The sequence below is a fragment of the Nonomuraea sp. NPDC049655 genome, from assembly GCF_044465465.1.
GTDB lineage: Bacteria > Actinomycetota > Actinomycetes > Streptosporangiales > Streptosporangiaceae > Nonomuraea.
The window spans coordinates 375,906-396,677 of the sequence record NZ_JBITLS010000012.1 but is presented as its reverse complement, the minus strand read 5'-3'; the positions used below and the strand labels follow the sequence as shown (position 1 = coordinate 396,677).

Annotated in this window: 18 protein-coding genes; 6 read left to right on the top strand and 12 right to left on the bottom strand. The window is 68.9% G+C overall.

The genetic code is table 11. The annotated features are described in order from the left end of the window. Positions 1 to 753: 753 nt before the first annotated feature. From ACIBQ6_RS35725 to ACIBQ6_RS35710, 4 genes are all read right to left on the bottom strand, one after another. Positions 754 to 1,209, bottom strand: coding sequence for a hypothetical protein (locus ACIBQ6_RS35725; RefSeq protein WP_397217334.1), 456 nt, complete (start codon positions 1,207 to 1,209; stop codon positions 754 to 756). A 443-nt stretch (positions 1,210 to 1,652) separates the two neighbouring features. Next, on the bottom strand, positions 1,653 to 1,964 hold the full coding sequence (locus ACIBQ6_RS35720) for a MerR family transcriptional regulator (protein ID WP_397217332.1): 312 nt from the start codon (positions 1,962 to 1,964) through the stop codon (positions 1,653 to 1,655). A 56-nt stretch (positions 1,965 to 2,020) separates the two neighbouring features. Beyond that, positions 2,021 to 2,455: an Hsp20/alpha crystallin family protein gene (locus tag ACIBQ6_RS35715; protein ID WP_397217330.1), complete on the bottom strand. Its 435-nt coding sequence runs from the start codon at positions 2,453 to 2,455 to the stop codon at positions 2,021 to 2,023. Positions 2,456 to 2,553: 98 nt separating this feature from the next. Beyond that, a complete protein-coding gene (locus tag ACIBQ6_RS35710) occupies positions 2,554 to 3,324 on the bottom strand; it encodes a PhzF family phenazine biosynthesis protein (RefSeq protein ID WP_397217328.1) in 771 nt (256 codons plus the stop codon). Positions 3,325 to 3,493: 169 nt separating this feature from the next. On the opposite strand from ACIBQ6_RS35710, the gene ACIBQ6_RS35705 reads away from it, so the two are divergent. Continuing rightward, positions 3,494 to 3,877: a cell division protein SepF gene (locus ACIBQ6_RS35705; protein WP_352320833.1), complete on the top strand. Its 384-nt coding sequence runs from the start codon at positions 3,494 to 3,496 to the stop codon at positions 3,875 to 3,877. Between the two features lie 6 nt (positions 3,878 to 3,883). On the opposite strand, the gene ACIBQ6_RS35700 is transcribed toward ACIBQ6_RS35705, so the two are convergent. From ACIBQ6_RS35700 to ACIBQ6_RS35680, 5 genes are all read right to left on the bottom strand, one after another. After that, the gene (locus tag ACIBQ6_RS35700) at positions 3,884 to 5,176 is read right to left on the bottom strand and encodes a hypothetical protein (RefSeq protein WP_387681387.1); all 1,293 of its coding nucleotides are present in this window, start codon (positions 5,174 to 5,176) and stop codon (positions 3,884 to 3,886) included. A gap of 162 nt (positions 5,177 to 5,338) precedes the next feature. Beyond that, complete coding sequence (gene argS / locus ACIBQ6_RS35695; RefSeq protein WP_358298708.1) at positions 5,339 to 7,066, bottom strand: arginine--tRNA ligase; 1,728 nt, start codon at positions 7,064 to 7,066, stop codon at positions 5,339 to 5,341. Then, positions 7,063 to 9,354 (bottom strand): HAD-IC family P-type ATPase, encoded by a 2,292-nt coding sequence (locus ACIBQ6_RS35690; protein WP_358298709.1) that lies wholly within the window; start codon positions 9,352 to 9,354, stop codon positions 7,063 to 7,065. The genes argS and ACIBQ6_RS35690 overlap by 4 nt, the downstream gene beginning before the upstream one ends. Positions 9,355 to 9,395: 41 nt before the next feature. Beyond that, entirely contained in the window at positions 9,396 to 10,415 is a 1,020-nt protein-coding gene (gene plsX, locus ACIBQ6_RS35685) for a phosphate acyltransferase PlsX (RefSeq protein ID WP_358298711.1), read from the bottom strand. A gap of 155 nt (positions 10,416 to 10,570) precedes the next feature. Beyond that, positions 10,571 to 11,131 (bottom strand): DUF1707 domain-containing protein, encoded by a 561-nt coding sequence (locus tag ACIBQ6_RS35680; RefSeq protein ID WP_352361759.1) that lies wholly within the window; start codon positions 11,129 to 11,131, stop codon positions 10,571 to 10,573. Between the two features lie 175 nt (positions 11,132 to 11,306). Here ACIBQ6_RS35680 and ACIBQ6_RS35675 point away from each other — a divergent pair, with 175 nt between their 5' ends. Both ACIBQ6_RS35675 and ACIBQ6_RS35670 read left to right on the top strand, forming a co-directional pair. Next, on the top strand, positions 11,307 to 12,623 hold the full coding sequence (locus ACIBQ6_RS35675; RefSeq protein WP_358298713.1) for a lysine 2,3-aminomutase: 1,317 nt from the start codon (positions 11,307 to 11,309) through the stop codon (positions 12,621 to 12,623). 465 nt (positions 12,624 to 13,088) lie between these two features. Then, on the top strand, positions 13,089 to 14,012 hold the full coding sequence (locus tag ACIBQ6_RS35670) for a hypothetical protein (protein ID WP_387681374.1): 924 nt from the start codon (positions 13,089 to 13,091) through the stop codon (positions 14,010 to 14,012). Positions 14,013 to 14,522: 510 nt separating this feature from the next. On the opposite strand, the gene ACIBQ6_RS35665 is transcribed toward ACIBQ6_RS35670, so the two are convergent. The 3 genes from ACIBQ6_RS35665 to ACIBQ6_RS35655 form a co-directional block, all read right to left on the bottom strand. After that, on the bottom strand, positions 14,523 to 14,678 hold the full coding sequence (locus ACIBQ6_RS35665) for a hypothetical protein (RefSeq protein WP_185845322.1): 156 nt from the start codon (positions 14,676 to 14,678) through the stop codon (positions 14,523 to 14,525). A 134-nt stretch (positions 14,679 to 14,812) separates the two neighbouring features. Beyond that, positions 14,813 to 15,679 carry an ABC transporter ATP-binding protein gene (locus ACIBQ6_RS35660; protein WP_352320848.1) on the bottom strand — a complete coding sequence of 289 codons (867 nt, stop codon included), beginning with the start codon at positions 15,677 to 15,679 and terminating at the stop codon, positions 14,813 to 14,815. Beyond that, positions 15,672 to 16,607, bottom strand: a complete 936-nt coding sequence (locus tag ACIBQ6_RS35655; RefSeq protein WP_352320850.1) for an ABC transporter permease — start codon at positions 16,605 to 16,607, stop codon at positions 15,672 to 15,674. The genes ACIBQ6_RS35660 and ACIBQ6_RS35655 overlap by 8 nt, the downstream gene beginning before the upstream one ends. 470 nt (positions 16,608 to 17,077) lie before the next feature. Between ACIBQ6_RS35655 and ACIBQ6_RS35650 the strand changes: the two genes are divergently transcribed. The 3 genes from ACIBQ6_RS35650 to ACIBQ6_RS35640 all read left to right on the top strand — a co-directional run bounded on the left by ACIBQ6_RS35650 (position 17,078) and on the right by ACIBQ6_RS35640 (position 20,760). Beyond that, positions 17,078 to 18,712 (top strand): ABC transporter substrate-binding protein, encoded by a 1,635-nt coding sequence (locus ACIBQ6_RS35650; RefSeq protein ID WP_358298717.1) that lies wholly within the window; start codon positions 17,078 to 17,080, stop codon positions 18,710 to 18,712. A 130-nt stretch (positions 18,713 to 18,842) separates the two neighbouring features. Continuing rightward, the gene (locus tag ACIBQ6_RS35645; RefSeq protein ID WP_358298719.1) at positions 18,843 to 19,787 is read left to right on the top strand and encodes an ABC transporter permease; all 945 of its coding nucleotides are present in this window, start codon (positions 18,843 to 18,845) and stop codon (positions 19,785 to 19,787) included. Further along, positions 19,780 to 20,760 carry an ABC transporter permease gene (locus tag ACIBQ6_RS35640; RefSeq protein ID WP_358298721.1) on the top strand — a complete coding sequence of 327 codons (981 nt, stop codon included), beginning with the start codon at positions 19,780 to 19,782 and terminating at the stop codon, positions 20,758 to 20,760. Before ACIBQ6_RS35645 ends, ACIBQ6_RS35640 begins: the two co-directional genes overlap by 8 nt. The last annotated feature ends 12 nt before the right edge of the window (positions 20,761 to 20,772 follow it).

Here is a 20,772-nt window from a genome sequence, read left to right as displayed (position 1 = left end):
TGGTACTGCACTCGGGAGGGTGTGGGAGAGTAGGTCACCGCCGGACAATCTTTGGGAAGGGCTCCGACTTCGGTCGGGGCCCTTTCTGCATTTCCAGGGTGTTTCTTCCATTCCGGGTGTGGCGGGTGCTGGGGGTGGACGGCCTCGGTTCAGGGGGGCCGGCTCGTGGCGGGCCCAGTGGACCCTTGGACCCCCGGGCCGGTGGGGCGCCTGGAGGTGCGCTGTCGCAAGGGGCAGGTGGCGCCTTAGGTGGATTCCAGTCGGTTCCGCCTCTGGTCAGTCCGAGCCGGCCCGTTTTGGAGACTTAGGGTCTGCACGCTTGTCCGTACTCAGGTCTGCACACCAATGAGTACGCTGACACTTCGGCGTCACTCTGCGGGGGAGGAGACACTGTCAGGGTGTTGCGCGCCCCTACGAGCGGCTCCTGGCAGCTGCAACAGCCAATAGCGAGCCGTGGGGGCCGCGCCATAGAGGCAGACCTGCCTTCGGCGGTGACCGGGACTTCGCGATGACCAGAACGAGGTGCTGTCGCCGAAGTCCTGCTCATGCCTGGGGCTTTGTCTCTGTCGGCCACGCCCATCAGTGCTGTTGCCGGCCTGTCGGATGTCCCCGCTCAACTGTCCGGACTGGTGGCGTAGCTGTGCACTCCAGGAGCCGGGCTGGTGTTGGCATGGGACCTGGGCTGGGTGTCAGCGCGAGCTTGATGAGGCTCGGCAGACTGGCCGTTCTGAGGCCATGGCAGTTGGCTGGATGTCAGGGGTGGGCGAAGAGGGTCAGTGTGCAGCTGGAGGCGATGGCCAGGGTGCGGCCCGTGGGGGAGAAGCCGGCTGTGCGGAGCTCGCAGCCCTCTTCGCGGTGGATGTGCCACCAGGTTGATCCGGGTTCGTCGCGGTAGGGGTCACCGCCACTGGACAGCAGGACGCTTGCGATGGGCCAGTCGGGGGTGACCACATCGACGGACCATCCATTCGTGGTGGTCGTGTGCAGTCCGCCGCCCAGGAGGCCGGAGATCTTGATGGGGGTGCCTGTCAGAGGTCCTATGCCTTGGCAGGTGAGGGTGTAGTCGTCCGGCCAGGCTGGTTCTGGGTCGGGATCGCGCGCTGTGCGCCGGCCGGTGACGCAGTTGAGGACGCCGCGTCCCTGGTGAGAGGTCACGAGGATGAGGTCCTCGCCCGATTCGGGGTGTACGGCGAAGCCGACGCCGGTCAAGCCTCCGACTGCTACTGGCGGCAGGGGGCGCCAGGGTGGGGGCGGGGGTTGGAGCGGAGCGGTTCGGAACCGGGTGCGAAGGTGTTCGTGGTGGGGGTTCATGGCGGGCGAGTCCTGTCGGGGTCCGGCGGCGGTGCGGTAAGGGCGCATCCTATGCCCGACAAGACGGGGTGGCGTTTGTGCCTGGGGCGACCCGGTGGCGGGGGTCTGGGGGCGATGCTTGACCCAGTAGCCGGTAGCCGGTAGCCGGTGGGCGGTGGGCGGGGGTCGTGACTACCTGCGGTGATGCGGCAGGCGGTGGGGATGGTGGAGGGCGGGCAGCTCGGCGTTGGCGGTCTGGGCAGGCCCTGGAGGGCTGGTGCTCGTCGTCGCGATCGCCCAGGGGTCCGCTGGCCTTGTGGAGGAGAGGAGAGGAAGCGCACCTCGCTCAGGGGCGCCGCATGCTAGGTGGGGTCCCCGAGGCGGGCGCGGGCTTCTTTGAGTTGCCGGCGGACGTCGGCGAGTTCGCGTTCGAGTTCCAGGATGCGGCGGATGGCGATCAGGGTCATGCCCTGGTCGGCGAGGTCGGTCACGTGCTGGACGATCAGGATGTCGCTGCGGGAGTAGCGGCGTTGGCCGCCGGACGAGCGGCTCGGGCTGATGACGTCGTGTTCGTCCAGGCGGCGGAGGTAGGCCTGGCGGACCTGGAGCATCTCGGCGACCTGGCCCAGGGAGTAGAGCGGGGCGTGTTCGTCGTCGAAGGGCAGCGCGGGCATCGTGGCCTCCTCGGGGTTCGGGGGCGGGGCCGGGATGCCCCGCCCCCGGTGCCGGGTCAGGCCCGGATGGCCTTCGTGTCGTTGCGCCGGATCTCCACCTTGCGCGGTTTGGCGCGTTCGAGGACCGGGATGCGCACGGTGAGCACGCCGTTGGCGTAGCCGGCGTCGATGCGGTCGCTGTCGAGGTGCTCCGACAGGTAGACGCGCCTGGTGAACGTGCCCATCGGGCGCTCGCGGACGAACAGCCGTTCGTTCTCGGAGATCTCTTCCTCGCGACGGGCGCTGACGGTGAGGACGCCCCGGTCGACGGTCACCTCGATGGAGTCCGGGTCGATGCCGGGCAGGTCGAAGCGCAGGACGACGTCGTCGTCGCGGCGCAGGCCGTCCATCGGCATCGTGGCGGCGCCGCCGTTGTCGAAGGTCTGGCGGGCCAGCCGGTTGAACTGGCGCTCGAACTCCTGGAAGAACGGGTCGATCGTAGTCAGCAGCATGGTTCCGAACCTCCTGCTTCTGTCGTGGTAGCTAACCTCCAACTCGATTTGTAGGTTAGACAGCCGAGTGGGGGGAAGCAAGGAGGGTAAGGAAGTTTTTACCTGGGCGTGAGGAGTGTGCCGGTGAGGATGGTCACGGCATGGCCGGCGAGGTGGACGCGGTCGCCGTCGAGGCGGGTGTGGACCAGGCCGCCTCTGGCGGAGAGCTGCGCACCGGTCAGAGCCGTGCGGCCGAGCCGCGCGGACCAGTACGGCGACAGGGCGCAGTGTGCCGAACCCGTCACCGGATCCTCGGCGACGCCCACTTGGGGAGCGAAGAATCGTGAGACGAAATCCGTGCCGGTGCCGCGGGCGGTGACGATGACGCCGCGCGCCTCCACTGCCGACAGGGCCGGGATGTCGGGGCGCAGGGTGCGTACCGTCTCCTCTGAATCGACCTCGACCAGCAGGTCCAGGTCGCTTTTCCCGACCCGCAGCGGGGTGGCTCCGAGCGCTTTCTCCAGGCCGTCGGGAACCGTGACGGGCGTCACCTCCTTGGCCGGGAAATCCATCGTGATGAGGTCTCCGGCGGCGCGATTCACCGTTAGCGTTCCGCCGGCCGTGCGGAATTCGACGGGGCCGGTCGCGGCGCCGGTCGAATACAGAACGTGAGCGGTCGCCAGCGTGGCATGACCGCAGAGAGTGACCTCGACCACAGGGGTGAACCACCGCAGGGAATCGCCGAGCAGGAAGGCGGTCTCGGAGAGGTTCATCTCGGCGGCTACGCTCTGCATCCACCCATCAGTAACCGGAGAGTCCAGCAGGCAGACACCTGCGGGATTACCCTTGAAAGCTGTGTCGGTGAAGGCGTCTACAGTGAACAGGCGCATGTGGCCGATGCTATACGGGGGGACGGATATCCAGATGCAAGCGGGTTGCAAGCCGTACAAAATGGAATTAGGGCTGGGCGTGTCGCGTGGCGAATGCGGAATCGTCGGTTACCGTCCAATGTGTAGGGACGTGCCGATTACGGTGAGTTCCTGAGGAAAGGACAAGCCGATGGGGGCAGTGCGCAAGGTGGTGAACTACCTTGGCCTGAGCGGGGTCGATCACTACGACGACGGCTATGACGACGACGAGCACTACGAGGACGAGTACGTTCCGGCGACGGAGCGGGCCGCCCGGCGGTGGCGCGCGAACGTCGACGCGTCGCGAATCGTCATGGTCCAGCCGCTCAAGTACAACGACGCACCGTTGATCGGTCAGCACTTCCGTGACGGGCAGACGGTGATCATGGACGTCACGGGCATGGCGATGCCCGAGGCGACGAGGATGGTCGACTTCGCCGCCGGGCTCGCGTTCGGTTGCGAGGGTCGGATCGAGCGCATCGCCGATCGCGTGTTCCTGCTCGCGCCGGCGCACGTGGAGATCGAGACGACCTGATCGGGTCTAAGCAGCGCGCGGGCCGCGACGAATCAGCCGGGTGAGCTCGGCTGCATCGTCAGCGGCCTGTTTCGCGCGTGCGTCCGCTTCTCTGGCGTAGGCGTGCAGGGCCCAGACGGCGCCCTCGGCCAGCTCCTTCAGCTCGTTGACCTGGCCGGCCACGTAACGGGCGTCGGCGACGATGGTCTTGTGGCGCTGCCAGAGCTGCCAGCCGCCCAGCCCGAGCATGGCCACCCCGGCGGCGGCCAGCAGGAGCGAGGCGCTGAACGCCGCTCCGGCCAGGCACGCGACACCCGCCACGATCAGCACGAACGCGGCCCACGGCCGGCCGCGCGGCACGACGCCCTCGGTGAGGATGGCGTGCTCCGCCGTGGCGATCGAGGTCTCGTCGGGGCCTTCGGGGCGCAGGTGGATGCGGTGGCCGAGCAGCGGGACGGTCAGCGTGGCCGGCGGCGTCAGCCGGCTGTCGGCTTCGAGCTCCTCGGCCAGGCCGCGCAGGATGGGCGCGGCGACGTGCAGGGCGATGGCCGCCAGGTGCGGGTCGGCGCCGGGACGCAGGTCGTCGAGCAGGTGGGAGATGAGCGAGGCCATCGGGCCGGCCGGGCCGCCCTGCCCGATCTGGGCGCGCAGGACCGCCAGCGGCTCGTCCTCCGCCCAGGACGCGGCCGGGCTGGCCGAGCTGTTGCTGAGCGGGGCGGCGGAGTCGTGGTCGGCCTGCCGGGCCGAAGTGATCTCGGCGCAGCGGCCGCGCAGCCTGGCCAGGCGGGCGGCCGCGACCGCCGGACGGGCCAGATCGGGGATTTCGGCCATCTCCGGGAAGTCGGCCAGCGACGGCGGGACGACGACCGCGGGCTCGCCGGGCACCAGCGCCTGCACCCACTCCTCGACGTCGGCGTGCTCCTGCACGGCCAGCGCGTCGAGCTTGCGCAGCACGAAGATCTTGCCGGCCGGGCCGTAGGCGCCGCGGGCGGCGGCCAGCCAGAGCGAGCGCTGGCCGTGGGTGACGGGACGGTCGAGCGACAGCTCGCCGAAGGCCGTGCCGAGCCAGGAGGCGTGGATCCGGCTGCCCTGCCCGGACACCGCCAGGGCCAGGCACAGGAAGAGCGCGGTCTGCTGCTGGTCGCGGCCGGCGGCCCTGCTCAGCGGTTCGAGCGGGTCGTCGCCGGCGAGGATGGCGACCAGCGCTTCGACGGCAGGGGGCAGCCAGTGGCCGGGTATGTCGCGAAAGCCCGGAGCGGCGGGAGGAGCGGTGCCATTGGCGGCGAGGTGCGCCAGCAGCGCCTCGGCGTAGCGTTGCAACTCCGTCGCTGCTTGGGGGCTCGCAGTCAGGTCCGTGCTCAAGGCAGAGAACTCCCCCATTTCGGCCTCAGTTCATGACCGCGTAAAGCCTAGCCGTTAGGGCGCGCCAACCCGGTGGAGGCGCGCCCATGACGGAACGGGAGACTTTGAGCCAACTGCCTGTTACATACGGTCGGGGACGGGGACGCCCAGAAGGTCGAGGCCGGTTTCGAGCACGCGCAGCGTCAGCGCGCACAGGGCCAGCCGCGAGGCGCGGGTCTCGGGCTCGACGTCGGACCGCAGCACCGGGCACTGCTCGTAGAAGGTGCTGAACAGGCTCGACGTCTCGAAGAGGAAGTTGCACAGCCGGTGGGGCTCGGAGCGGGCGGTGACCTCTTCGATGAGCGTGCCGAAGCCGAGCAGGTGCAGGGCCAGGGCGCGCTCGGCGGGCTCGGCCAGCAGGATCGGGGACGTGGCGGCCGCCGGCTCCATGTCCGCCTTGCGGAAGATGGACCGGATGCGGGCGGTGGCGTACTGCATGTAGGGGCCGGTGTTGCCGGTGAAGCCCAGCATGCGGTCGTAGTCGAAGACGTATTCGCTGTCGTGGCTGACCGACAGGTCGGCGTACTTGACCGCGCCCATGCCGACGGCGAGGGCGATCTCGTTGCGGGTGGCCTCGTCGTAGCCGCGTTCGGCGATGGCCGCCGAGGCCCGCTCGACGCCCTCCTGGAGCAGGTCCATCAGCTTGATGGACTCGCCCGACCTGGTCTTGAAGCGGCGGCCGTCCTTGCCGAGCATCATGCCGATCTGGACGTGTTCGGCCGAGACGGTGTCAGGCAGCCAGCCGGCCATCTGCGCGGAGGCGAACACCATGCGGAAGTGCAGCGCCTGGTCGGCGCCCACCACGTAGAGGATGCGGTCGGCCTTCAGGTCGTGGACGCGGTAGCGGATCGCCGCCATGTCGGTGGAGGCGTAGCCGTAGCCGCCGTCGCTCTTCCTGATGATGAGCGGCAGGGGCTTGTCGTCGGAGCCGGTGAAGCCGGGCGGGAACAGGCAGAGCGCGCCCTCGCTGTGGACGGCGACGCCCGACGACTCGAGGTCGGCGCAGGTCTTCTCCAGCATGGGGTTGTACATGCTCTCGCCGGCGAGGTCGGCGTCGGTCAGCGTGACGCCGAGCAGGGAGTAGACCTTGTTGAAGTAGCGGACGGTGGCGTCCATGAAGACGTGCCACAGGCGCATGGTGGCCGGGTCGCCCGACTGGAGGGTGGTGACCCGGACCCGGGCGCGCTGCTTGAACCCCTCGTCGGCGTCGAACTTGGCCCGCGCCGCCTGGTAGAACTCGGTGCCCATGCCCGCTTCGAGCTGGGCGACCGCGGCCGGCTCGCCGATGTCGAGCAGGTGCTCGATGAGCATGCCGAACGGGGTGCCCCAGTCGCCGAGGTGGTTCTGCCTGATCACCTTGTTGCCGAGGTGTTCGTGCAGGCGGGCCAGGGAGTCGCCGACGATGGTGGTGCGCAGGTGGCCGACGTGCATCTCCTTGGCCGCGTTGGGCGCGGAGTAGTCGATCACGATGGTCTGCGCGGGCGTGCTGGTGCCGACGCCGAGGCGCTGGTCGTCGCGCATGCCCGCGGCCTGGGACTCGATCCAGGAGTCGGCGAGCGTGATGTTGAGGAAGCCGGGGCCGCTGACCTCGACCGTGCCGGGGAAGTCGGACAGCTCGGCCTTGATCGCCTCGGCGACCTCCCGCGGGGACCGTCGCAGGCGCTTGGCCAGGCTCATCGCGACGTTCGCCTGGAAGTCGGCGAACTGGGAGGGCCGGATCAGCGGGTCTGCGTCGGCGTGCTCGGCGCCGAACGCGTTGGCCAGCGCCTGCTGGACGCGCTCGGTGAGCACTATCTGCGGGTCGGTCATGTTCTAAGGGTACCGGCGACCTTGACCGCGATGCTGATCGCAACAGCGGCCACCAGGGAGATGCCGACGGCCGTCAGGTCATTGCTGAGGTCGCCGGGGGCGAGGGCGAAGAAGCGCCGGACGGGCGGCAGCGACAGTGCTAGCGCGAAGAGCCCCGCCATGGACGCCAGCAGCGTGATCCGCCACCAGTTGAGCGGCCTGGTGATCAGCACGAGCACCCACCACGTGGTGAGGAAGAGAGTGATCACCGCGGACGTCTGGTCCTCGGTCAGGGTGGAGGTGCCGCTGTGCGCCGCCCAGAACGACAGCAGCACCGCGACCGCGCACAACACCCCCGCCGGCACGGCGAAGCGCAGCACCCGCCGGACGAACCCCGGCCGCGCCCGTTCGACAGTGGGCGCGAGCGCCAGGAAGAACGCCGGGATGCCGATGGTCAGCGCGTTGGTGAGGGTGGAGTGGCGGGGCGCGAACGGGAACATCACCCCGGCCACGCCGACGGCCAGCGACAACACGATCGCGTAGAAGGTCTTGGTGAGGAAGAGGTTGGAGACGCGTTCGATGTTGGCCAGCACCCGGCGGCCCTCGCCGACGACGTGCGGCAGCGTGGCGAACTTGTCGTCCAGCAGCACCACCTGGGCCACCGCCTTGGTGGCCGGGCTGCCCGCGCCCATGGCGATGCCGAGGTCGGCGTCCTTGAGCGCGAGGACGTCGTTGACGCCGTCGCCGGTCATGGCCACGGTGTGCCCGCGGGCCTGCAGCGCGCCGACGAACTGCCGCTTCTGCTGCGGGCTGACCCGGCCGAACACGGTGTGGGAGTCGAGCAGCTCGCCGAGCTTGACGGGGTCGTCGTGGGGGAGCGTCCTGGCGTCGATGGAACGGTCGCCGCCGGGGATCTTCAGGCTCATGGCGATGGCGGAAACCGCCTCCGGGTTGTCGCCGGAGATCACCTTGACCGTGACGCCCTGCTGGGCGAAGTAGCCGAGGGTCTTGAGCGCGTCGGGCCTGATCCGCTGCCTGAGGGTGACCAGCGCGACGGCCTCGACGGGCCCGCCGTCCTGGGCGGCCCGCAGGTCGGGCGTGCGGCACAGGACGAGCACGCGGGTGCCGGTGGCGGCCAGCTCGGCGGCCCTGTCGTAGCCGTCGCCGTCGTGCAGCAGCACGTCGGGGGCGCCCAGCAGCCAGGCGCCGTGCCCGCCGAAGTCGGCGCCGCTCCACTTGCGGGCCGAGGAGAAGGGCACGGACGAGGTCGCCGACCAGCCGTCGGCGGGGGCGGGGTAGCGGGCCCTGATGGCCTGGGCGGTGGCGTTCGGACGGGCGTCGAGGTGGGCCAGCGCGGCCAGCGCGGGCTCGACCGGCTGGCCGTCGCGCAGCGGGAGCACCTGGTCGAGGTCCATGCCGCCGGCGGTGAGGGTGCCGGTCTTGTCCAGGCAGAGCACGTCGACCCTGGCCAGGCCCTCGATCGCGGGCAGCTCCTGGACCAGGCACTTGCGCCGGCCGAGGCGGATGACGCCGACGGCGAACGCGATCGAGGTCATCAGCACCAGGCCCTCGGGGATCATGGTGACGATGCCGGCGACCGCGCCGGTGATGGCGGTGGAGAAGTCGGCGGAGTTGTGCAGCTGGCTGTAGATCAGCAGGGCGCCGATCGGCACGACCAGCCAGGTGATGTACTTGATGAAGTTCGCCACGCCCTCGCGCAGCTCGGAGTGGGCGAGGTGGAACTTGCTGGCCTCCTCCGCCAGCCGCACGGCGTAGGCGTCGGTGCCGACGCGGGTGGCGACGTACGCGCCGGCGCCGGCGACCGCGAAGCTGCCCGACAACACCTGGTCGCCGGGCTTCTTGTGCACCGGGTCGGCCTCGCCGGTCAGCAGCGACTCGTCGACCTCCAGGCCGTCGGAGCCGACGACCTCGCCGTCGACCAGCAGGCGGTCGCCGGAGCCGAGCAGCACCAGGTCGCCGAGGACGACCCGGTGCGGCTCGACCTGTTGCTCACGGCCGTCGCGGCGGACGCGGACCGGAGCCTCGTTGATCACGGCGAGCTTGTCGAGGGTGCGCTTGGCGCGCAGCTCCTGGACGATGCCGATCAGCGCGTTGGCCACGATCACCAGGCCGAACAGGCCGTCCTGCCACTCGCCGAAGATCAGGATCAGCGCCCAGAGCACGCCGATGACCAGGTTGAACAGGGTGAACACGTTCGCCCTGATGATCGCGCTGAGCGATCTGCTCGACCGCCGCGGCACCTCGTTGGTCTTCGCCCCCGCGACCTGTGCTGAGGTGAGGCCGTCCACATTTCCCCCGTTCCTGTGGATCGGTCTCACACACTACGGCGTCACCAGAGTCTGTGTGAGCGATGCGTGGCGGCGATCCGGTCGCCGATCCTGGCGACGACGCCGCCCGCGGAGAGGTCGGCGGCGACCTGGCAGGCGGCGCTGATCGCGGGCGCCCTGGAGGAGCCGTGGGCGATCACCACCGTCCCGTTCAGCCCGAGCAGGACGGCGCCGCCGTGGGCCTCGGCGTCGAGGCGCCGGCGCAGCTCGCGCAGGCGGCCGCGTTGCATGAGCGCGCCGAACTTGGCGATCCTGCTCTCGCCGATGGTCTCGGCCAGCTCGCCGAAGGCGTACCGGACCGCGCCTTCCATGGTCTTGAGGGCGACGTTGCCGGTGAAGCCGTCCGTGGTGACGACGTCGACCTTGCCGGTGAGCAGGTCGTGGCCCTCGACGTTGCCGGTGAAGCGGATGCCGGGGGAGGACTGCAGCAGTTCGTGGGCGCGTTTGACGAGCTTGTTGCCCTTCTCCGCCTCGCTGCCGATGGTGAGCAGGCCGATCCGGGGCTCGGGGATGTCGTAGGCCAGCTCGGCGTAGGCCGCGCCGAGGTGGGCGAACTGCACCAGCATCTCCGGTTTGACCTCGGCGTTGGCGCCGGCGTCCACCAGGAGGGTGGGGGTGGGGAGCGTCGGGAGCGCCACGGCGATGGCCGGTCGCAGGACGCCCTGCTGGGCCTTGAGCCGGAGTCTGCCGGTGGCGACGATGCCCGCGGTCGAGCCGGCCGACACCACGGCCGAGGCGTCCCCGCGGCGGACGAGGTGGCAGGCGATGGCGATGCTGGAGCGCGGGCGGCGCAGGCTGGCCAGGGCGCCTTCGTCCATGGCCAGGGCCTCTTCCGCCCGGACGATGGGGACCTCTTTGGTGGCGTCGTGGTCGGCCAGGGCCTCGTACAGGATGCGGGGTGAGCCGACGAGCACGATGGGCAGCTTGCGCTCCCGTACGGCGTGGACCGCGCCGGCCACGATCTCGTGGGGAGCGTGGTCGCCGCCCATGGCGTCAAGCGCGACGGGCCTGCTGTCGGACAATGGTCACCTCGTGGGACAGACGAGCCCGCCGTCGCCCGGCCGGGCCGGTACGCGGGCTCGTGTATGTCCGCATCGTAGGCAGGCCGGATGTCAGGTCGACCGGCGGGTGGACCTCCCTGCTTCCCCGGCGCGGCGGTTCCAGTCGCGGGGGCCCGTCAGTGGAGGTTCCAGTCGTCGAGGCCGCGGGTCACGACGACCTTGGAGAACTTCGACGAGCCGGTGACCCGGATCAGCGGGCCGTCACCCGCCGAGCCGCCGCTGACGTTGCGCTTGCCGAAGATCGAGCTGCCCTCGTCGATCACGTGGGCGTTCTCCGGCACCCGGACGATCATCTTGCTGAACTTCGCGTCGGTCTCGATGGTGATCTCCCGGCCGGGGAGCACGGCGTCGGACAGGTCGATGACGAGGGCGCCGAAGCGGGCCGACAGCTTGGTGCGCCGGGAGGCGACCCAGCGCCCCTTGCGCACGATCTTGCTGAACTTCGAGCTGATCACCTGGTGCTCGATGGCCTCGGGCAGGGCGGACGGGGCGGACACCTGGGGCAGGTCCCGGGTGAGGGGGACGAGCTCGCCGATCGTCTTCGCCGTGTAGGCGATCTCCAGACGGTCGGCGTGCTCGACGCTGGTGAGTCTTCCGGTGGCGAGCGCGTCGCCCAGCAGGGCCGCGACGCGGTCGCGGTCGGCGTCGGAGGCGCGCAGGTCGAGATCCTCGGTCACGATGAATCAGTGTATGTCGAATCGCGATATGTCGCGAGTGTCAAACCTGCAAGGAAACTTGGAGCCCAGTGGAACCGGGGACGCGGCGCGTCGCGTCCGGATATTAAGAACCGTAGACGCGCGACTGGGTCGTGAGGTTTACACGCGATCGAACAAAAAAGATGGGAAAGGCCTAGTGATCTTGAACCAGGCAGGTACCCGACGCTTCAAGGCGTACACGTCCAAGCACCTCGACGAGCTCCTGCGACGGGCGGGGCTGGACGACGAGGAGCGGCTGAGGGTCCGCGCCGTGGCCACGGTGCTGCCCTTCCGGACGAACGCCTATGTCGTGGATGAACTCATAGATTGGTCGGCGGCGCCCGACGATCCCATCTACCGCCTCGTCTTCCCACAGGAGGACATGCTTCCCGCCGCGGACGTGGCCAGGCTGGCCGATCTGCTCAAGGCCGAGGCGCCCAACAGCGAGGTCCAGGCCGAGGCCAACCGCGTACGCGCGCAGCTCAACCCGCATCCCGCCGGGCAGAAGGAGCTCAACGTCCCGCGGATGGGCGACGAGCCGGTGCCCGGCATGCAGCACAAATATCCAGAGACAGTGCTGATCTTCCCTAAACAGGGGCAGACCTGTCATGCCTACTGCACCTACTGCTTCCGGTGGGCGCAGTTCATCGGGGACGCGGACCTGAAGTTCGCCTCCGACGACATCGACCGGATGGTGTCCTACATCCGCCACCACCCCGAGGTCACCAGCGTCCTGATCACCGGCGGCGACGCCATGATCATGGGTGAGCCGGTCATCCGGCGCTACATCGAGCCGCTGCTCGGCCTCGACCAGCTCGAATCGATCCGCATCGGCACCAAGGCGCTGGCCTACTGGCCGCAGCGCTTCACCACCGATCCCGACGCCGACGCCACGCTCGGCCTGTTCCAGGAGGTGGTGAAGGCCGGCAAGAACCTGGCGTTCATGGCCCACTTCTCGCATCCGCGGGAGCTGGAGTCGCCGCTGGTGGAGTCGGCGGTCGAACGCATCCTCGGCAGCGGGGCCACCATCAGGACCCAGGCGCCGCTGATCAGGTCCATCAACGACGATCCAGCCGTGTGGTCGTCGATGTGGCGGCGGCAGCTTCGGATGGGGCTGATTCCCTATTACATGTTCGTCGAGCGCGACACCGGGCCGCAGGACTACTTCGCGGTCCCGCTGGCCCGCGCGTACGAGATCTTCAGGGACGCCTACTCGACCGTCTCCGGGCTCTGCCGTACGGTCCGGGGGCCGTCCATGTCGGCCACGCCGGGCAAGGTGTGCGTGGACGGCGTGACCGAGATCGCCGGTGAGCGCGTCTTCGTGCTGCATCTCATCCAGGCCCGCGACCCGGAGCTGGTCGGGCGGCCGTTCTTCGCCCGGTACGACCCGTCGGCGGTCTGGCTGACGGATCTGCGGCCGGCGTTCGCCGAGCGTTTTCCGTTCGAGCCGGCCGACGCCTTGCTGCCCATCTGAGTGGTCGCGTTCTCGCGCCACCGTCCCTGAATTGTGCGCCCCCGGCCCGTGACATTTGTTAATGCGACCACTTGTTCGCGGGCCGTGCGGGCGCACGTCGGTGTCGCGGTCCCGATGGCGATCGGGTCCGCGCGGAATCGAAATCAAAACCGGGGTATTTCCCGTTTTGTCTCTCCGCTCAACGCTCCCCCTTTACTCGGTAACCGGGCTGCAAACCCTGCTACATGGGCTTTCCGGCCGCCTGCGGGCGATCACCGTGAGTGATACAACTGCTTCCGTAGCTCAGCCGTGACAGCACGCTTCGTGTGGTGCCCATAGCGTGTGCGCCACGGCATTCGGGGGTTATCGATTCGCATTTCCACCGCATTCGAGAGCGATCGATCACGAGCCGGGAAGGCAATCATGAATCGAGTAGTCAAGGCGGCCGTTGCCGTCACAGCATTCGGCTTGGCGGCGGCTTTGGCCGTGCCAGCTCAAGCAGAAGTTCAATTCACTCACACCGCCAAGATCGTCCCGCTGGACGGCCTGGGCGGGGGCACCAGCGGAGGCCCGCTCGACCTGCTCGGCGGGCTGCTCGGCGGCGGGCTGCTCAGCAGCCTGGGCGGCGGCCTCGGCGGCCTGACGGGGGCCAACAAGGCCAAGGCGGCGGACGCCGCCGGCGAGGCCAGGGCGCGCGACATCGCCGACGAGAACCGGCGCGCCAGCCTGGCGATGACGCCGAACGCGGCCGAGGACGTCACCCAGGCGAGCGGCCCGCTGCCCGAGCTGTCGCCCATCCTCGGCAGCGGCGCGATCGGCGGCGGCGGCCGGGGCCTGGCCAAGTCGCTGCCGCTGCTCGGCGGCGCCCGCATGGCGCAGCCGCTGGTCAAGGGCGCGCCCCAGAGCAACGGCGGGCTCACCGGCACGAGCGCCCCGCTGCGCGGCGCCATGGACACGATGACCGCCCTGGCCGGGGCCTCGGTCGGCGGCGCGATGGGCAAGGTGGGCGGCGGCGCGCTGCTGCCCGGCACGGGCTCCGGCACGGCCGGCACCGCCACCACGAGCATGACGGGCGCCACCAAGGGCCTGCGCGACCTGTCCATGGAGTCCGGGATGGGCGGGCTCACCCGCGCCGCCAGGATGGCCCTGCCGCACGCGTCCGGCGGCGAGCTGGCGCCGATGGTCGGGCAGGTCGCCCCCGTCGAGGCCGCGCCGGTCGTCGAGGCGCTGCCGGGCACCACCAGGACCGCGTCCGTCGACGAGATCACCCCGCTCATGCAGGACACCGCGGGCTTCGTCTCGGCCAACGGCTCCAAGGCCGCCGGCTCCTACAGCGACATGGTCTCCGCCCTCGGCTGGAGCAGCGACGCGCTGACGAGCTCGGTGCGGGGCTCCTGGGTGCGCGACTGAGGCGAGCGCGGCGCGTCCCGGACGTGTCGCGGACGTGACCCGCGCGGGCGCGTCCCGGACATGACGTGACGACGCGCGCACGCGGCCCCGCCGAGGGCCGTGCGACGGTTCGCCGGCGTCCAAGGTGCCGACGCTCGCGAACCGGCCGTGACGGCCGTGAGGTGGCCCGCGTTCAGGTGCCAGGTTGTTCCCGCGACGGCGGGTTCCCGCTCTCCCCGGCGTCGGTGGACGCCCGCGGAACCACGGGGGCGTCGTCGCACCGACAGGACAGGCCGATGGGGTGCGCTCACAAGGTGCCGAGCGCCCCGACGGCACTGCCGCGCGTCGGTCGCGGGTCCGCCGCTCGGGCGGACGGGCCCGCCACGGGTCTGGGCGGATGCGCTCCAGCCCGGAGGTTCACGCGCGCGAGCCGCCGCTGACTGCAGGGCAGCGGCGCCGCGCCGAGCCCGCCGCCGGCCCCGCCACGGGGTCGGCGGCCTTCTTTTGTCCCCCCTTGTCCGGCGCGGGCCGTTAGGGCAGCCGGACGCCGGTGCGCCGGGCTATCTGGGCCTGCAACCGGGCCATCTGCCAGTGAAGCTCAAGCAGCTGCTCGGCGAGCTGCATCCTGGGGATCTCGGCCACGTCTTCGATGGCCAGGTGGTCGATCGCGGCCGAAAGCTCTCCCATCGCGCGCCCCCACTCCATCAGCGTTCCTTGGATCGAATTCGCGTTCGAATACTATCGGAACGGCAGTCACGCTGTCAGTGTTTCGGCGCGCGAGTCACCCACGTTTCGCGCAGGTGATCGAAAAGCGGGCGGGCTCAGCCCTTGTTGTAGGCGGCGATGACTTCCTTGGGGTCGCCGTCCATCCGGATCTTGCCCTTGTGCAGCCAGATGACCCGGTTGCAGGTCTCCTCGATGACCTTGAGGTCGTGGGCGACCAGGAAGACCGTGCCGGCCGACTCGCGGATCTGCCGGATGCGGGCCTCGCTCTTCTTGCGGAACTCGCGGTCGCCCGTGGCCAGGGCCTCGTCGATGAGCAGGACGTCGTGGGTCTTGGCCGAGGAGATGGCGAAGCGCAGCCGCGCGCCCATGCCCGACGAGTACGTGGACATGGGCAGCTGGACGAACTCGTCGATGCCGGAGAAGTCGACGATCTCCTGGTACTTCTCCTTGACCTCCGCCGGGGTCATGCCCATGGCGTAACAGCCGAGGACGATGTTGCGCTCACCGGTCAGCTCGCGCATGAGCGCGGCGTTGACGCCGAGCAGCGAGGGCTGGCCGTCGGTGTAGACGGCGCCCTCGTGCGGCGGGAGCAGGCCGGCGATGGCGCGCAGCAACGTGGACTTGCCCGACCCGTTGCGGCCCACGATGCCGATGGCGTCGCCGTGGTAGGCCACGAAGGTCACGCCCTTGACGGCGTGGACCTCCTTCATCTGCGGACGGCCCTGGCGCTTCAGCAGGCGCGTGAGGGCGTTGACCGCGTTGCCCTTCTCGTTGTCGGTGGCCGTGCCGTAGACGCGGTAGACGATGTGCAGGTCGTCGACGATGACGGTCGGGGTACCCGTGGGAACGTCGAGCGGACTCTTGCCCCGGGGCTCCGGGTTGGGGTGCACCCTCACGTCCTTGCCGGGGACGCCGGGCTCCTCGCCCTTCACCTGTGACAGCTCCTCGGTCAGTTCAGCCACGCCCGTACCTCTCCTCGGACCGCCAGAAGTACCAGAAGCCGAAGCCGAGTGAGAACACTGCCCAGAATACGCAAGACACCCACACCATGGTCGGCGGGTAGTGCCCGTTCTGCGGGTGGTAGCTCTTGATCAGGATGTCGCGCATCCACTCGATGTAGGAAGCCGTCGGGTTCAGGTACATCACGTCGGCGACCCACTGGGGCAGCTTCGCGGACCCGACCACCTTGTCCTGGATCGAGAAGAAGACGCCGGAGGCGTAGAGCCAGGTGCGGGTGATGAACGGCAGCAACTGGTTGAGGTCGCGCATCTGGGCGCCCATCCGGGCGATCACCAGGCTGGCCCCGATGTTGAACATCGTCTGGAGCGCCAGCACCACCGGGATCATGAGCCAGAACCAGGTGGGCCACTCGCCGGTGGCCGTCACGATGACGAGGAGCACGCCCATGGAGATGGCGAGCTGCTGCAGCTCCTGGATCGTGTACGCCAGCGGCAGCGACGCGCGCGGGAAGTGCAGGGCGCGGATCATCGACAGGTTGCCGGAGATCGACTTGGCGCCCGCCGTGACCACGCGCTGGGTGTAGGTGAAGACGAACATCCCGGTCAGCAGGAAGGCCGGGTAGTTCTCGATGCCGCCCCGGCCGCCCAGGATGACGCCGAACATCACGTAGTAGATGCCGGCGTTCAGGAGGGGGGTCAGCACCTGCCACAGCTGGCCCAGGGCCGAGCTGGAGTACTTCGAGACGTTGCGGGACGTCGCGTACGTCAGGATGAAGTGTCGCCGCTCCCAGAGCTGGCGCAGATAGACAGGGAACCTCGGCCGCGCGATGGCACGGCGAAGTCCGTATCTCTCGGCGAGCTTGGCCAGCGGCTCCTGCCCGCTTCGGCCGCCCGCCTGGGCGTCCGCGACAGCGGATTCCGGCTGGCTCATGGCTAGGACTCTATTGGATCCAGGTCGGTGGGGTGCCTGCCGCGAGGGACGCGGCAGATGCTTGGACGGAGTCTTGGGGCGCCAGGTTCCAAGGTGCCGTCAAGACTCGCTCAACCGTAGCCCAGCGAGGCGGGCCATGGCGGGAAGGGCGCGACCACGGTCCTGTAGGGGGTAATTTTCATCCGCTGTTCACGTCGAGGCTTGACCTGTTTGAGCATCCCTGGGGTGTTTGTAGTCTTATAGGAAGAATGTCTGTGACGCTGGATTGGCGCACGTGTGACCGAACTGCAACGCGCCAGAGACTCGCTGGTGGCAAGTAGTAAGGGATAGTCGCGATCGACTGGCAGGGCGTCGGCTGGTTTGACCATGTCAGCCAAATCCGGGGGATACCAGGAACCCCCCGTCAGGCTGCTTACCATCACCGCAGCTCAGCGCTGTCGCCCACCTGTAGAGGGAGGATTTTTTTCACCATGCGTGTTACTAAGGGCGCACAGATCGTCGCCGGTACCGCGCTGCTCGCCCTCGCGGTTGCCGCGTGTGGCGGCGGTGCCTCGGACGGCGGCACTGCCGCGGGCGGCGGCGAAACGCCGGTCCGCATGGAGATCGGTGAGCCTCAGGAGCTCCTCAACCCGCTGAACACCACCGAGACCGAGGGCTCCGAAGTCCTCGCCGCGGTGTTCTCGCCGCTCGTCAAGTACGACGAGAACAAGCAGCCGGTTGAAGAGGCCGCTGAGTCGATCACCACCCAGGACAGCAAGGTCTGGACGATCAAGCTCAAGTCCGGCTACACCTGGCACGACGGCAAGCCGGTCACCGCGGCTGACTACGCGCGGGCCTGGAACTATGGCGCCAACCAGGACAACGCCATGAGCTCCTCCGCCTTCTTCTCCCGCATCGACGGCTTCGCCGACGTCCACCCGGGCGAGGGCAAGACGCCGACGGCCAAGGAGATGAAGGGCCTCAAGGCTGTCGACGACAGCACCCTTGAGGTGACGCTGTCCGCACCGTTCTCGCAGTTCAAGACGATGCTCGGGTACACCGCCTTCTACCCGCTGCCGGCCTCCGCGCTCGGCGCCGACGGCAAGGTGACCCAGGCCTACGGCGAGCAGCCGATCGGCCAGGGCCTGTTCAAGGTCGACAAGCCCTACAAGAAGGGCGGCGCGCAGACCATCGACATGACGGTCTACGACAAGTTCCCCGGCCAGAAGCCGAAGAACTGGACCAAGCTGCAGTTCAAGATCTACAGCTCGGCCGAGACCGCCTTCCAGGACCTCCAGGCCGAGAACCTGGACGTGGACGACTCGCTGCCCGCCTCGGCGATCGCGACCGCCAAGTCCGTCCTCGGCGACCGTTACTTCGACGAGCCCGACGCCTCTGTCGGTTACATCGGCGTCCCGCTGAAGTACAACCCCGAGTTCAAGAACCCGGACGTGCGCAAGGCCATCTCCATGGCCATCGACCGCAAGACCATCACCGAGACGGTCTTCGCGGGCACCCGCGCCCCGGCCGACGACTTCATCAACCCGGCCATCCCCGGTTACCGTCAGGGCGCCTGCACGGCCTGCACGTACAACCCGGCCGAGGCGAAGAAGCTCTACGCCGACGCCAAGGGCCCGGCCAAGCTGGAGCTCGGCTACAACGGCGACGGCGGCCACAAGGAGTGGATCGAGGCCGTCGCCAACAACCTCCGCGCCAACCTGGGCATCGAGGTCACGCCGAAGCCGTTCGAGAACTTCAAGGCCATCCTGGACGACCTGGACGCCAAGAAGTACAAGGGCCTGTTCCGCATGGGCTGGTCGATCGACTACCCGTCGGCCGAGAACTACCTGACGCCGATCTTCGGCACCCAGGCCATCTCGACCGGCTCGAACTACGGCGGTTACGAGAACAAGGAGTTCGACGACATCGTCGCCAAGGGCGACCAGGCCGCCGACGCCGCCGAGGGCCTCAAGCTCTACCAGCAGGCCGACGACATCCTGATCAAGGACATGCCGTACATCCCGGTGTACTTCTACCGGAGCAACTTCGGCCACTCCACCAAGGTCAAGGGCGTCAAGCTGAACCTGCTCAACCAGGTTCAGTGGTCTGACGTCGAGAAGGCCTGACGTCATTCGCCGGGCGGGCGGCTCTTGCCGTCCGCCCATCGGAGGACTGAGCTTGGAGGCAGTCACTTTGGGGCCGGGCAAACCGCGGCTACGAGGGTGACTGCCTCCACGCATGTACCGGAGGGCTTGAATGGGCCGTTATGTCATCAGGCGACTGCTGCAGGCGATACCCGTCCTGCTCGGCGCCACGCTACTCATCTTCTCGATCGTCTTCGCCCTGCCCGGCGACCCCATCCAGGCACTGGCGGGCGAGAAGCGCCTGGACCCGGCGGTGGCCGAGGTCCTGCGCGACCAATACCACCTGAATGATCCGCTGCTGCTGCAGTACTGGTACTACCTCAGCGGCGTGCTCCTCCACGGGGACTTCGGGACCACCTTCTCCAGGATCCCGGTCTCGCAGCTCATGGCCGGCAAGTTCCAGGTCACGCTGAACCTCGCGCTGACCGCGCTCGTCATGGAGGCCATCATCGGCGTCGGCCTCGGCCTGTGGGCGGCGCTGCGCCGCGGCAGGGCCTCCGACACCGCCATCCTCGCCTCGACGCTGCTGCTGATCTCCGTCCCCACGCTGGTGACGGGCTTCGTGCTGCAGCTCGTGCTCGGAGTCAAGCTCAAGCTGTGGACGGGAAGCGACATCTTCCCCGTGGCCGGCATCTCGGCCGGGTTCCGCAGCTACCTGCTGCCCGGTTTCGTGCTCGCCGGCACGTCGATCGCCTATCTCACCAGGCTGACGCGGACGAGCCTGGTGGAGACGCTGCGCGCGGACTACATCCGCACGGCCACCGCCAAGGGTCTGGCCAAACGCCGCGTCATCGGCAGGCACGGGCTCCGCAACGCCCTGATCCCGCTGGTCACCTACCTCGGCGCCGACCTCGGGAACCTGATGGGCGGCGCGGTCATCACGGAGACGATCTTCAACCTGCCGGGCATCGGCAACCAGCTGTTCAACTCGATCCTGCTGCGAGAACAGCCGGTCGTCGTGGGCATCGTGACCGTGCTGGTGCTGATCTACATCCTGGCCAACCTGGTCGTCGACATGTTGTACGCAGTGCTCGACCCGAGGATCCGCTATGAGTAACGAAGCAAACGTCGGGCCCATGCTGCCGGAAGCGAAGTCGCTGGTCACGGAGGCCCCGGCGCCACCGTCCCCCGACAAGCAGGGCAGGCGCGGCAAGCAGAAGCAGGAGAAGCCCGCCAGCCTGTGGACCGACGCCTGGTACGACCTGCGCCGCCGGCCGATGTTCATCATCTCCGCGGTGCTGATCGCGATCCTGCTCGTCATGGCGTTCTGGCCGTCGTTGTTCACCTCGATCGACCCGACCAACGCCCAGACCTGCGACCTGTCCACCGCCCGGCAGCTCCCCAGCGTGGGGCACCCGTTCGGCAAGGACAGCCAGGGGTGTGACGTGTTCGCCAGGACGATCTACGGCGCCCGCAACTCGATCGTGATCGGCGTGACCACCACGATCATCACGATGATCGTGGGCGGCCTGCTCGGTCTGTTCGCCGGCTTCCGCAGCGGTCTGATCGACTCGGTCTCCTCCCGGGTCACCGAGATCTTCTTCGCCATCCCGCCGATCCTGGGCGCCCTGCTGATCGCCGCCACCTTCCGCGACAGCGGCATCAACAGCATCCTGCTGGTCATCGCGGCGCTGGCGGTGCTCGGCTGGCCGATGGTGTTCCGCATCATGCGGGCCTCGGTGATCACGGCCAAGAGCCAGGACTTCGTGGTCGCCGCACGGTCGGTGGGCGCGGGCCAGTGGCGCATCATGTTCAAGCACCTGCTGCCGAACTCGCTGGCGCCGGTGATCGTGGTCAGCACGATCAACCTGGGCGGCTTCATCGCGGCGGAGGCGGCGCTGTCGTTCCTCGGGGTCGGCGTGCAGTCGCCGGACATCTCGTGGGGCCTCATGATCGCCGACGCCCGGCCGCGGTTCCTCGACGCGTCGCTGCCGCTGTTCTTCCCGGCCCTGTTCCTGAGCATCACGGTGCTCGCGTTCATCATGCTGGGCGACGCCGTGCGCGACGCTCTCGATCCGAAGCTCAGGTAGAAGGGGGGATCA

What these genes read in the sequence shown, in the direction of transcription:
- ACIBQ6_RS35665 (WP_185845322.1), bottom strand. Translation starts at nt 14,678, where the DNA reads ATGGGAGAGCTTTCGGCCGCGATCGACCACCTGGCCATCGAAGACGTG.
- ACIBQ6_RS35655 (WP_352320850.1), bottom strand. Translation starts at nt 16,607, where the DNA reads ATGAGCCAGCCGGAATCCGCTGTCGCGGACGCCCAGGCGGGCGGCCGA.
- ACIBQ6_RS35645 (WP_358298719.1), top strand. Translation starts at nt 18,843, where the DNA reads ATGGGCCGTTATGTCATCAGGCGACTGCTGCAGGCGATACCCGTCCTG.
- argS (WP_358298708.1), bottom strand. Translation starts at nt 7,066, where the DNA reads ATGACCGACCCGCAGATAGTGCTCACCGAGCGCGTCCAGCAGGCGCTG.
- ACIBQ6_RS35710 (WP_397217328.1), bottom strand. Translation starts at nt 3,324, where the DNA reads ATGCGCCTGTTCACTGTAGACGCCTTCACCGACACAGCTTTCAAGGGT.
- ACIBQ6_RS35715 (WP_397217330.1), bottom strand. Translation starts at nt 2,455, where the DNA reads ATGCTGCTGACTACGATCGACCCGTTCTTCCAGGAGTTCGAGCGCCAG.
- ACIBQ6_RS35705 (WP_352320833.1), top strand. Translation starts at nt 3,494, where the DNA reads ATGGGGGCAGTGCGCAAGGTGGTGAACTACCTTGGCCTGAGCGGGGTC.
- ACIBQ6_RS35640 (WP_358298721.1), top strand. Translation starts at nt 19,780, where the DNA reads ATGAGTAACGAAGCAAACGTCGGGCCCATGCTGCCGGAAGCGAAGTCG.
- ACIBQ6_RS35650 (WP_358298717.1), top strand. Translation starts at nt 17,078, where the DNA reads ATGCGTGTTACTAAGGGCGCACAGATCGTCGCCGGTACCGCGCTGCTC.
- ACIBQ6_RS35720 (WP_397217332.1), bottom strand. Translation starts at nt 1,964, where the DNA reads ATGCCCGCGCTGCCCTTCGACGACGAACACGCCCCGCTCTACTCCCTG.